At 73.7% G+C, this 11958-nt stretch carries 10 protein-coding genes; 2 read left to right on the top strand and 8 right to left on the bottom strand.

The features are described from left to right. Positions 1-9: 9 nt before the first annotated feature. The 3 genes from hrpA to thrH are packed head-to-tail and all read right to left on the bottom strand — an operon-like array spanning position 10 to position 5158. The gene (gene hrpA, locus CKO13_RS07260) at positions 10-3972 is read right to left on the bottom strand and encodes an ATP-dependent RNA helicase HrpA (protein ID WP_200258733.1); all 3963 of its coding nucleotides are present in this window, start codon (positions 3970-3972) and stop codon (positions 10-12) included. A gap of 9 nt (positions 3973-3981) precedes the next feature. Next, positions 3982-4518 carry a metallophosphoesterase family protein gene (locus CKO13_RS07255; protein WP_200258728.1) on the bottom strand — a complete coding sequence of 179 codons (537 nt, stop codon included), beginning with the start codon at positions 4516-4518 and terminating at the stop codon, positions 3982-3984. 40 nt (positions 4519-4558) lie between these two features. After that, entirely contained in the window at positions 4559-5158 is a 600-nt protein-coding gene (gene thrH / locus CKO13_RS07250; protein ID WP_200258726.1) for a bifunctional phosphoserine phosphatase/homoserine phosphotransferase ThrH, read from the bottom strand. Positions 5159-5373: 215 nt separating this feature from the next. Here thrH and CKO13_RS07245 point away from each other — a divergent pair, with 215 nt between their 5' ends. Both CKO13_RS07245 and CKO13_RS07240 read left to right on the top strand, forming a co-directional pair. Further along, positions 5374-6060 (top strand): Bax inhibitor-1/YccA family protein, encoded by a 687-nt coding sequence (locus CKO13_RS07245; RefSeq protein WP_200258724.1) that lies wholly within the window; start codon positions 5374-5376, stop codon positions 6058-6060. A gap of 188 nt (positions 6061-6248) precedes the next feature. After that, complete coding sequence (locus CKO13_RS07240) at positions 6249-6635, top strand: SRPBCC family protein (RefSeq protein ID WP_200258722.1); 387 nt, start codon at positions 6249-6251, stop codon at positions 6633-6635. A 42-nt stretch (positions 6636-6677) separates the two neighbouring features. Here CKO13_RS07240 and CKO13_RS13000 read toward each other — a convergent pair whose 3' ends face one another. The 5 genes from CKO13_RS13000 to CKO13_RS07215 form a co-directional block, all read right to left on the bottom strand. Further along, positions 6678-7097, bottom strand: coding sequence for a DUF1232 domain-containing protein (locus CKO13_RS13000; protein ID WP_200258720.1), 420 nt, complete (start codon positions 7095-7097; stop codon positions 6678-6680). Continuing rightward, positions 7097-8374: a serine--tRNA ligase gene (gene serS, locus CKO13_RS07230; RefSeq protein WP_200258718.1), complete on the bottom strand. Its 1278-nt coding sequence runs from the start codon at positions 8372-8374 to the stop codon at positions 7097-7099. Before serS ends, CKO13_RS13000 begins: the two co-directional genes overlap by 1 nt. Positions 8375-8442: 68 nt before the next feature. Beyond that, entirely contained in the window at positions 8443-9726 is a 1284-nt protein-coding gene (locus CKO13_RS07225; RefSeq protein ID WP_200258716.1) for an AAA family ATPase, read from the bottom strand. Next, entirely contained in the window at positions 9723-10364 is a 642-nt protein-coding gene (gene lolA / locus CKO13_RS07220; RefSeq protein ID WP_200258713.1) for an outer membrane lipoprotein periplasmic chaperone LolA, read from the bottom strand. Before lolA ends, CKO13_RS07225 begins: the two co-directional genes overlap by 4 nt. A 27-nt stretch (positions 10365-10391) precedes the next feature. Next, positions 10392-11958: DNA translocase FtsK (locus CKO13_RS07215; RefSeq protein WP_274600666.1), on the bottom strand; the 1567-nt coding region annotated here is incomplete at its 5' end.

Genomic DNA, 11958 nt, shown 5'->3' with positions numbered 1-11958 from the left:
TGCGCCGGGTCAAGCGACCTCCCGCCAGAGCGCCTCGAGCCGCTTCTCGGAGACCTTCTCGCGGGCGCCCACCTCCTGGGCGAAGAGGGAGACGCGGTACTCCTCGAGGAGCCAGCGCAGCTGCTCGAGGGTCGGGTCCGGGGCGCTGCGCTCGGCCCGCTCGGCCAGGCGCTGGTGGACGCGCTCGTGCCAGGGCCGCACCGTGCGCAGCGGCGCGCGGTCCTTGGACGGGTCGAGGCGCAGCTTCTCCACCCGGCGCTCGAGGGCGCGCAGGTAGCGCGGCAGCTCGGCGAGGCGCTCGGCGGGCAGGGCCTCGAGGAAGCCGGGGAAGACGAGGCTGCCGAGGTGCTCGTCGATATCGCGCAGGCTCTCGAGCAGCGCCGGGCTGTTGAGCTGCTTGAGCGCCTTGCGCAGGGCCTGGTAGCGGGTCAGGACCTCGTCGAGGGCGCGGCACAGCGACTGCGCCGTGGCCACCAGCTCGCCGCGGCCGGCGGCGAGGCGCTGCTCGAAGGCGGCGGCGTCGCGCGGCAGCCCCTCGCCGAGGAAGCAGCGGTCGAAGGCGGCGCGCAGCAGCGCCTCGCGCAGCTCGTCGTCGCTGCCGAGGCCGCGGTACTTGAGCCGCAGGGCCTTGAGCTCGTCGAGCTTGCGCAGGGCGCGGACCTGCTGCGGCAGCGCCAGCATGAAGAGGCGCCGGACCCCGGCGCGGCTCTCGCGCTCGGCGGCCTCCGGGGCGTCGAGCAGCAGCCGGGTCACCGCGTCGCCCTCGTCGCGCAGGGCCGGGTAGCCGCGGTAGGTGACGCCGCCCTCCTCGAGGGTCACCGACTCGGGCAGCTCGTCGAAGTCCCAGCGCGTGATCCCCTCGCGGTACCACTGCGCCGCCGCGCCCCCGCCGGCGGCGGCGAACTGCTCGGTGGCGGCGCCGCTGAGCTGCGCCTGCAGGGCGGGCAGGTCGCGCCCCTCGGCGAGGACGGCGCCCTCGGCGTCGACGACGCGGAAGGCCATGCACAGGTGCGCCGGCAGCTCGACCGCCTCCAGCGCCCCCGGCGGCAGCTCGACGCCGGTGATCCGCTGCAGGTGCCGGGCGACGGCGTCGATCAGCGAGCCCTCGCCGCGGGGGATGGCCTCGAGGGCCGCGCGGGCGAACTCCGGGGCGGGGACGAAGTGCCGGCGCTGCGCCTTGGGCAGCCCCCGGATCAGCGCCGTGACCTTCTCGTGGAGCAGCCCCGGGACGAGCCACTCGAAGGCCTCCGGGGGGAGCTGGTTGAGGGCGGCGACGGGGATAACGGCGGTCACGCCGTCGTGCTCGCTGCCGGGCTCGAGGCAGTACTCCAGGGGGATCTCGACGCCGCGGACCGTGAGCCGGTCGGGGTACTGCGCCTCGCTGATCTCCTCGGCGTCGCGGCGCATCAGCGCCTCGCGGGTCATGTACAGCCGCTGCGGGTCGCGGCGCTCGGCGCGCTTGCGCCAGCGCTCGAAGGCGGCGGCGTCGCGGATATCGCCGGGGATGCGGGCCTCGTAGAAGGCGGCGAGCTGCTCCTCGTCGGCGAGGACGTCGCGCCGGCGGGCCTTGGCCTCGAGGCGCTCGACCTCGTCGACCAGGGCCTGGTTGTGGGCGAGGAAGGCCCCACGGGTGCGGATCTCGCCGGCGACCAGGCCGTCGCGGATGAAGATCCGGCGCGCCTCGTCGGGGTCGATGCGGGCGTAGTCGACCTTGCGCCCCGAGGCGAGGGTCAGCCCGTAGAGGCTGACCTGCTCGTAGGCCACGACCCGCCCGGCCCGCTTCTCCCAGTGGGGGTCGCTGTAGCTGCGCGAGACCAGGTGCCCGGCGGCGGCCTCGATCCAGCCGGGGCGGATCTCGGCGACGGTCCGGGCGAAGAGCCGCCGCGTCTCCACCAGCTCGGCGGCGACGATCCACTTCGGCTTGCGCTTGGCCAGCCCCGAGCCCGGGAAGACCTGCAGCTTGACCCCCCGCGGCCCCATCCAGGTCCGCTCCTCGTAGTGGCAGGCGACCTGGCCGAGCAGCCCCGTGAGCAGGGCGCGGTGGACGGCCTCGTAGGGCAGCGCCTCGGCGCCCTCCGCCTCCCCCTGCCCGGCGGCCCGGTCGCCCGCCTGTGTCCCGCCGCGAGCGCCGCCTGCGGCGGACTCGCCGCTCGAGCCGCCGCGCTGCGGCGCCGCCTCCTTGAGCATCTCGGCGAACTGCCGGCGGATATCCGCCCACTCGCGCATGCGCTGCGGGGCGAGGAAGTGCTCGCGGCACCACTGCGTGAGCTTGCGCCGGGAGAGCGCGCGGCGCTGCGCCTGGTAGTCCTCCCAGAGGCGCAGCAGGGCCGCGAAGTCGCTCTTGGGGTCGCGCCAGCGGGCGTGGGCCTGGTCGGCCGCCTCCTGCGCCTCCATGGGCCGCTCCCGCGGGTCCTGGATGGAGAGGCCGGCGGCGATGACCAGCACCTCGCGCGCCACCCCGCGCTCCTCGGCGGCGAGGAGCATGCGGGCGATGCGCGGGTCGGCGGGGATGCGCGCCAGGCGCCGGCCGAGCTCGGTGAGCTCGCGCGCGGCGTCCACGGCGCCGAGCTCGAAGAGCTGGCGCAGGGCGTCGTTGATGTAGCGCCGCTCGGGCGGCTCGACGAAGGGGAAGCGCTCGATCTCGCCGAGCCCCATGGCCTTCATCTGCAGGATGACGCCGGCGAGGTTGGTGCGCAGGATCTCCGGGTCCGTGAAGCGCGGCCGGCCCGCGTAGTCGGCCTCGCCGTAGAGGCGGATGCAGATGCCCGGGGCCTCGCGGCCGCAGCGCCCGGCGCGCTGGTCCGCCGAGGCCTGGGCGATGGGCTCGACGGGCAGCCGCGAGACCTTGGTGCGGTGGCTGTAGCGGCTGATCCGCGCCCGGCCGGAATCGACCACGTAGCGGATGCCGGGGACGGTCAGCGAGGTCTCGGCGACGTTGGTGGCGAGCACCACCCGCCGCCCGCCCCCGGGGTGGAAGACGCGCTGCTGCTCGGCGCTGGAGAGCCGGGCGTAGAGCGGCAGGATCTCGGTCCCCCGGGGCGGGTCCTTGCGCAGCGCCTCGGCGCACTCGCGGATCTCGCGCTCGCCGGGCAGGAAGACCAGGGTGTCGCCGGGCCCCTCGCCGGCGAGCTCGTGGACGGCCTCGGCCACGGCCTGGGGCAGCTCCACGCCGTCGCGCTCCTCGTAGGGGCGGTAGCGCAGCTCCACGGGGTACGTCCGCCCCGAGACCTCGAGCACCGGCGCGTCGTCGAAGTGGCGCGAGAAACGCTCCGGGTCGATGGTCGCCGAGGTGACGATCACCTTGAGATCCGGCCGGCGGGGGAGCAGGCGCTTGAGGTAGCCGAGGATGAAGTCGATGTTGAGGCTGCGCTCGTGGGCCTCGTCGATGATCAGGGTGTCGTAGGCGTCGAGGTGGCGGTCGGACTGGATCTCGGCGAGGAGCATGCCGTCGGTGAGCAGCTTCACGCGGCTGTCCTCGCCGACCTGGTCGGTGAAGCGCACCTTGTAGCCCACGGCGCCGCCGACCTCGGTGCCGGTCTCCTCGGCGAGGCGCTCGGCGAGGGAGCGGGCGGCGATGCGCCGGGGCTGGGTGTGGCCGATCAGCCCCCGGGCGCCGAGGCCGAGCTCGAGGGCCATCTTGGGCAGCTGGGTGGACTTGCCGGAGCCGGTGGCCCCGCAGACGACCACGACCTGGTGCTCGTCGAGCGCCTCGAGGAGCTCCTCGCGGCGCTGGACCACCGGCAGCTCGGGGTCGTAGGCGAGCGCCGGGCCGCTGCGCCGGCGCTGCTCGACCCGCGCCTCGGAGGTGGCGAGGTCGCGCTCGAGGCGGTCGCGGCCGCGGTCGAAGGGCTTGCCCTGCCGGGCGCGGCGCTCCAGGCCGGCGAGGCGGCGGCGCAGCCCGGGCCGGTCGGGGCCGAAGGCGGCCTCGATCCGCCCGCGGAGCGCCTCGAGCGACGGGGGGACGCGGCTCAAGGGCGGGGCCTACTCCTCGCGCCCGGAGATGGCGCGGTACTTGCGCCGGGGCAGGCGCACCGGCTCGACGGCCCAGTGCGCCTCGTCGCAGTCGAGCAGGAGCATCGACGGGCCGTCCTTGACGCGCACCCGCCCGGCCGCGCCCGGGTTGAGGACCCAGGGCGCCTGGGCGTCGTCGACGATGAGCTCGTGGCTGTGGCCGCAGACGATGGCCTGGCAGGACGGGAACACCGTGCGCAGCTGCTCGTGGCGCCGGCTCGCCGGCTCGTAGGTATCGCCGTGGACCACCGCGAGCCGGCCGCCCGGCAGATCGAGGGTCAGCCGCTCGGGCAGGTTCTCGAGCATGTGGACCTCGTGGGCCGGCCACGTCTCCGGCCCGTCGACGTTGCCGCGCACGGCGGCCACCTCCTCGCGCGGCTGCATGGCGCAGAGGACGTCGGCGCCGCCGATATCGCCGGCGTGGACCGCCACCTCGCACTCGGCGAGGCGCTCGGCGATCCGGGGGTCGAGGAAGCCGTGGGTGTCCGCGATGATGCCGACTCGCATGGGCCTTTCCCCGCGCGTGCGGCAGGCGCCGCTCGACGGCCTAGGCGGCCGTGTCCACGGCCTGGCGCAGCGCGCTGTACTCTTCGGTGACCGGGAACTGCGGGAATTGCGCCGCGATCTCGGGGGGTGGACAGAAGAAGATGCCGGCGTCGGCGGCGCCGAGCATGCCGGTGTCGTTGTAGGAGTCGCCGGCGGCGACGACATGGAAGTTGAGCCCGCGCAGGGCGTGCACCGAGGCGCGCTTGTGGTCCTCGAGGCGGATGCGGAAGTCCTCGATCCGCCCCTCGGCGCTGACCTGGAGGCTGTGGCAGAAGAGCGTCGGCCAGTTGAGCTGCGCCATCAGCGGGCGGGCGAACTCGTAGAAGGTGTCCGAGAGGATCACCACCTGGTAGTCCGTCCGCAGCCCGTCGAGGAACTCCCGCGCCCCCGGCAGCGGCTCGAGCCGGGCGACCACCGCCTGGATGTCCGCCAGCCCCAGGCCGTGGCGGTCCATCTCGGCCAGGCGCATGGTCATCAGCTCGTTGTAGTCGGGGATATCCCGCGTCGTGGCGCGGAAGGCGTCGATCCCGGTCAGATCGGCCAGGTTGACCCAGATCTCGGGAACCAGCACCCCCTCGAGGTCAAGGCAGACGATCTTCAAGCGCTCTCTCCTCCGGCGTGCGGCCCGGCGGCCGCGGTGACAGCGCTGCCAATCTAGTCATTCTCCGGTGCCGGTGCAAGGCCGCTGTTGCCTTGAATCAATCTTCGCAGTAGCGTTGCGATAGCCGCTTCATCGATAATGGCGTGCTGGCCGGCTAGCTCGGCCGACCCGTCCACCGACCCAGAGCATCCGCACGAGCTTCCAGGAGGGAGACCATGACCGAGCGCTACACCAACGCCCGGGCGGCGGCGGCCACCGACCGCGTCGGCGGCCGCCAGCAGGTGCTGGCGACCAACAGCCTGATCCGCAACACCTACCTGCTGCTGTCGCTGACCCTCGCCTTCAGCGCCGTGACCGCCGGCGCCGCCGTGGTCACCGACGCCCCGCGGCCGAACGTCTTTATCGTCCTCGGCGGCTACTTCGGGCTGCTGTTCCTCACCCAGTACCTACGCAACAGCGCCTGGGGGCTGGCCTCGATCTTCGCCCTGACCGGCTTCATGGGGTATACGCTGGGGCCGATCATCAACGCCTACCTCGGCTTGCCCAACGGCGGGCAGACGGTGATGACCGCCTTCGGCGGCACCGCCGGGATCTTCGTCGGGCTGTCGGCCTACGCGCTGATCAGCCGCCGCGACTTCAGCTTCCTGCGCGGCTTCCTCTTCGCCGGCATCCTGGTGGCCTTCCTCGCCAGCCTGGCCGGGATCTTCCTGCAGATGCCGGGGCTCTCCCTGGCGGTGAGCGTGATGTTCATGCTCCTGATGAGCGGGCTGATCCTCTACCAGACCAGCGAGATGGTCAACGGCGGCGAGGACAACTACATCATGGCGACCATTACGCTGTATGTCGCCATCTACAACCTCTTCCTCAGCCTCCTGCAGCTGCTGGGGCTGGCGAACGAGTAAGGCGCCGGCCGGCGCAGGGCAGCGGGCCGGCACCGGGGGTCCCGGGACCGGCCCGCCCATCGCCGGCACCTCCCGCAAGCGGCGCCGATCCACCCCACCTTGTAGTAGCGCTGATAGGCTCGACGGTAGGCTCACCGGCCACCGCCCCCCCCTTCACCTACGGCACCAAGCCCATCGAAGAGCGCCGGATGGACGTACACCTCGACACCGCGGCCTCACCGGAGGCCCTCTGGGCGGTCCTCACCGATACGCAGCAGTGGCCGATCTGGGGGCCCAGCGTCCGCGCCGTGGCCTCGCCGACGCGCTTCATCCACCTGGGCACGGCCGGGCGGATCACCGTGACGGGCATCGGCCTGCGCCTGCCCTTCGAGATCACCGCCTTCGAGCCGGGCAGGCGTTGGTGCTGGCGCGTCGGCCGCCTCCCCGCGACGGGCCACCGGGTCGATCCGCTCCCCGGCGGCGGCGGGCGCATCGTCTTCGAGATCCCGCCCTGGGCCTTCGCCTACGCCCCGGTCTGCCGGCTCGCCTGCCGGCGCATCGCCCGGCTCGCGGCGGCGGCGCCCCCGCGCCCGTGAGCGGGGAGTCCGCCCTGGCGCCCGACTCGGGCCTACGGCGGCCTACTGCTCCGCTCCGTCGTCCCCGACGGCGGCGGCCTCCCGCCACGCCTCGTACTCGGCGAGCTGCTGCTCGACCAGCAGCAGGCAGGCGGCCACCACCGTGGCGTCGTCGATATGGCCGACGACGGGGATGAAGTCGGGGATCAGGTCGACGGGGTTCAGGATGTAGAGCAGCGCCGCCGCCACGGCGGCGATGGCCCACCACGGGACCTGGCGGTAGTCACCGCGCCAGTAGTCCCGGACCAGGGCGAGCATCAGCCGCACGTCCTTGATGAACCGGCCGAGGGGGCCCCGCCCTGCCACCTTGCCCCGGATCTCGTCGGCGCGGTGGACCACGGTGCCGAGGTCTTCCGGGCGCACCCGCTCGGCGTCCGCCCGCAGCCGCTCGGCGGCGGCCCGGCCGGTCACGCGCCTCGCCACTACGCCCCCAGCACCCGCTTGCCGCCCATGTACGGCACCAGCGCCTCGGGGACGCTCACCCGGCCGTCGGCCTCCTGGTAGTTCTCCAGGATGGCGACCAGGCAGCGGCCCACGGCCAGGCCGGAGCCGTTGAGGGTGTGGACCGGCTCCGGCTTGCCGGTCTCGGGGTTGCGCCAGCGCGCCTTGAGCCGGCGGGCCTGGAAGTCGGTGAAGTTCGAGCACGAGGAGATCTCGCGGTAGCGCTCCTGCCCCGGCAGCCAGACCTCGAGGTCGTAGGTCCGCGCCGCGGCGAAGCCGATGTCGCCGCCGCACAGCGAGACCACGCGGTACGGCAGCGCCAGGCGGCGCAGGACGGCCTCGGCGTGGCCGGTGAGCGCCTCGAGGGCCGCCCACGACTCGTGGGGCCGGACCACCTGGACCAGCTCGACCTTCTCGAACTGGTGCTGGCGGATCATGCCGCGGGTGTCCTTGCCGTGGCTGCCGGCCTCGGCGCGGAAGCAGGGCGTGTGGCAGGCGAAGCGCAGGGGCATCTCGCCGTCCTCGACGATGCGCTGCTGGACGAGGTTGGTCACCGGTACCTCGCCGGTGGGCGCGAGGTAGTAGGCCGGGTCGTGGTCGACGCGGAAGAGGTCCTCCTCGAACTTGGGCAGCTGCCCGGTGCCGGTCAGCGACTGGGCGTTGACCAGGAAGGGGACGTAGACCTCCTCGTAGCCGTGCTCGCCGGTGTGCAGGTCGAGCATGAACTGGATCAGCGCCCGGTGCAGCCGGGCGAGATCGCCGCTGAGGGTGACGAAGCGGCTGCCGGCGATGCGCGCCGCCGCCTCGAAGTCCATGCCGCCGAGCGCGGCGCCGAGGTCGACGTGGTCGCGCGGGGTGAAGGCCATGACCGGGATCCCGCCCCACTGGCGCAGCTCGGCGTTGTCCGCCTCGTCGGCGCCGTCGGGGACCTGCTCGTCGAGCAGGTTGGGCAGCTCCAGGTGGAGCGCCTCGAGCCGCTCCTGGACCTCGCCGAGGGCCTGCTCGGCGCGCTCGAGGCGCTCGCCGAGGTCGGCGACCTCGGCCTTGAGCGGCTCGATGTCCTCGCCGCGCTGCTTCGCCTGGCCGATGGCCTTGGAGCGCTCGTTGCGCTGGTTGCGCAGCTCCTGCGCCTCGAGCTGTAGGCTGCGGCGGCGCTCGTCGAGCTCGCGGTAGGCCGCGGCGTCGAACTCGAAGCCGCGCCGGGCGAGGTTGGCGGCGACCGCTTCCGGGTCGTTGCGCAGGAGCTTCGGGTCGATCATGGGTGCTCGGCTCTCCTTGTGCTCTTCGGGTGGTTGGAACGGGGCGCCGCCGCGCCGGGCGGCGCGCGCTAGTCGCGGGCCCGCAGGCGCTGGAAGCGCTCGCGGATGCGCTGCTCCAGCCCGCGGTCGCTGGGCTCGTAGTAGCGGGTGCCGGCGAGCTCGTCGGGCATGTACTGCACCCCGGCGGCGTAGGCCTCGGGCTCATCATGAGCGTAGCGGTAACCGTCACTGTAGCCCAGCTCCTTCATCAACCGGGTCGGGGCGTTGCGCAGGTGCATCGGCACCTCCAGCGAGCCGTGCGCCCGGACGTCGCGCTGGGCGGCCTGGAAGGCGGCGTAGACGCGGTTGCTCTTGGGCACCGAGGCCAGGTAGGCGGCGGCGTGGGCGAGCGCCAGGTCGCCCTCCGGCGAGCCGAGGCGCTCGTAGGCCTCGGCGGCGCCCAGCGCCACCTGCAGCGCCCGGGGATCGGCGTTGCCGACATCCTCCGAGGCGAAGCGGATCAGCCGCCGGGCCAGGTAGAGCGGGTCGCAGCCGCCGTCGAGCATACGCGCCAGCCAGTAGAGGCCGGCGTCCGGGTCCGAGCCGCGGATGGCCTTGTGCAGCGCCGAGATCTGGTCGTAGAAGGCCTCGCCGCCCTTGTCGAAGCGCCGCTGCCCGCCCCCGGTGGCGGCCTCGGCCACGCGCTCGCGGTCGACGCGCCCGTCGGGGCTGAGGTCGGCGGCGATCTCCAGGGTGGTCAGCAGCCGCCGGGCGTCGCCGTCGGCGGCGTGCAGCAGCAGCGCCCGCGCCTCGGCGTCGACGTCGAGATCGCGCTCGCCGAGGCCGCGCTCGGCGTCGGCCAGGGCGCGGTCGAGCAGCGCCTCGAGGGCCGGCTCGTCGAGGGCGCGGAGGACGTAGACCCGGGCCCGGGAGAGCAGCGCCTTGTTCAGCTCGAAGGAGGGGTTCTCGGTGGTGGCGCCGACGAAGACCACGGTCCCGTCCTCGACGTAGGGCAGGAAGGCGTCTTGCTGCGCCTTGTTGAAGCGGTGGACCTCGTCGACGAAGAGCACCGTGCGCTGGCCGCCCTCGCGCGCCTCGGCGGCGCTGGCCATGGCGGCGCGGATCTCCTTGACCCCGGCGCTGACCGCCGAGAGGGTGAGCAGCTGCGCCGCGGCGTGCTCGGCGACGAGCCGCGCCAGGGTCGTCTTGCCGCTGCCCGGCGGCCCCCAGAGGACCATCGAGTGGGGCCGGCCGGCGGCGACGCTCTCGGCGAGCGCCCGCCCCTCGCCGAGGAGGTGGCCCTGCCCGGTGAGCTCCTCGATCCGCCGCGGCCGCAGCCGCTCGGCCAGCGGTGTGCTCGCGTCGGCGCTCACGGCCTCCCCTGGCCGACCCGGCCGCGGTAGACGTCCACCCCCTCCGGCGGCTCGAAGCGCAGCCGCTGCTCGTCGACCGGCTCGTTGACCTGCAGCGCCGAGAGGGCCACGCGGGTGGTCTGGCCCAGGGCGTCGTCGATCTCCAGGGCCGTGGGCCGCTCGCCGTCGAAGCGCAGGCGCGCCTCGACGAAGGCCTGGCCCTCCTCGCGCGGGGTCAGCCGCACGAAGTCCGCCTCGGCCTCGATCGCGAAGGCCGCCTCCAGGCCGGCGTAGTCGCCGGCGAGCAGCTGCGCCGGCGCCGAGCCGAGCGCCTGCCCCTGGGGCCGGACGGTCACCTGCGCGAGGGCCTTGTCGTAGACCCAGAGCCGGTCGCCGTCGGCGACGATCTCCTGGGGGAAGGGCTCGGCGTAGGACCAGCGGAAGCGGTCCGGGCGGTCGATGGCGAAGGTCCCTGCGCTCTGCTCCACCACCTCGCCGCGGTCGTCACGGGTGGTCTGCTCGAACTCGCCCTGGAGGGTCTCCACCTGCGCGTAGTAGTCCCGGAGGGCCTCGAGGGCCTCGCTGGCCGCTGCCGCGGGGGTCGCCACCGCGGCGATCAGCAGGGCGATCAGGATGGGGGCAACTCGGTCGCGGTGCATGCCGCTCTCCTCTCTGCGCGGGGGCGCTCAGGCGTCGGGCGGCGGCGGGGCGAGGACCTCGCGGCCGCCGTTGGACTGCAGGGGGCCGACGACCCCGGCGGTCTCCATCTCCTCGACCAGGCGCGCGGCGCGGTTGTAGCCGATCTTGAGCCGGCGCTGGACGCCGGAGATGGAGGCCCGGCGGGTCTCGGTGACGATCTTCACGGCCTCGTCGTAGAGCGGGTCGGACTCGTCGCCGCCGCCGCTGCCCTCGCCGCCGCCGCTCTCCCCCGGCACGCCGGGCAGCGAGGCGGTCTCGCTGCTGCCGTTGAGGATCTCCTCGACGTACTCCGGCTCATCGACCTGCTTGAGGTGGTCGACGACCCGGTGGACCTCGGCGTCGGTGACGAAGGCGCCGTGGACGCGCTGCGGCATGGCGCTGCCCGCCGGCACGAAGAGCATGTCGCCGTGCCCGAGCAGCGCCTCGGCGCCCTGCTGGTCGAGGATGGTGCGCGAGTCGACCCTCGAGGAGACCTGGAAGGCGAGCCGCGTGGGGATGTTCGCCTTGATCAGGCCGGTGATGACGTCCACCGACGGGCGCTGCGTGGCGAGGATCAGGTGGATCCCCGCCGCCCGCGCCTTCTGCGCGAGCCGGGCGATGAGCTCCTCGACCTTCTTGCCGACGATCATCATCATGTCGGCGAGCTCGTCGACGACGACGACGATCTGCGGCAGCTCCTCGAGCTCCGGGGCCTGCGGCACCTCCTCGTCGAGGCTGGCGTTGGCGGCGTCGCCGCTGTCGAACAGCGGGTCGCGCAGCGGCTCGCCGGCCTGGCGGGCCTCGCGCACCTTGCGGTTGAAGCCGCTGAGGTTGCGCACCCCGAGCGCGGCCATGAGCCGGTAGCGGCGCTCCATCTCGGCGACGCACCAGCGCAGGGCGTTGGCGGCGTCGTTCATGTCGGTGACCACCGGGGCGAGCAGGTGCGGGATGCCGTCGTAGACCGAGAGCTCGAGCATCTTCGGGTCGACCATGATCAGCCGCACCTGCTCGGGGGCGTTGCGGTAGAGCAGCGAGAGGATCATGGCGTTGATGCCCACCGACTTGCCCGAGCCGGTGGTGCCGGCGACGAGCATGTGCGGCATCTTCGACAGGTCCGCGGTCACCGGGTTGCCGCCGATGTCCTTGCCCAGGGCCACGGTCAGCGGCGCGTCGCTCTCGGTGTAGGCCTTGGAGCGGATGATCTCCGACAGGGCGATGACCTGGCGCTTCTCGTTGGGGATCTCGAGGCCGACGGTGGACTTGCCGGGGATGACCTCGATGACGCGCACCGAGATCACCGACAGCGCCCGCGCCAGGTCCTTGGCGAGGTTGGAGATGCGCCGGACCTTCACCCCCGCCGCCGGCTGGACCTCGAAGCGGGTGATCACCGGCCCCGGCTGGACGGCCTCGACCTGGACCTGGACGCCGAACTCCCGGAGCCGCTCCTCGACCTGGCGGGACATCGCCTCGATGGCCTCCTCGGAGTAGCCGCCGGTCGCCTCCGGCGCCTCGTCGAGCAGCTCCCCCGGCGGCAGGGGGAAGGCGCCGGCGGCGGCCGGCTCCGCGCCGCCGGAG

The sequence above is a fragment of the Halorhodospira neutriphila genome (assembly GCF_016584055.1).
GTDB lineage: Bacteria > Pseudomonadota > Gammaproteobacteria > Nitrococcales > Halorhodospiraceae > Halorhodospira > Halorhodospira neutriphila.
Note: the sequence above shows the minus strand (reverse complement) of the source record. Positions and strands in the feature narration are given on the sequence as shown.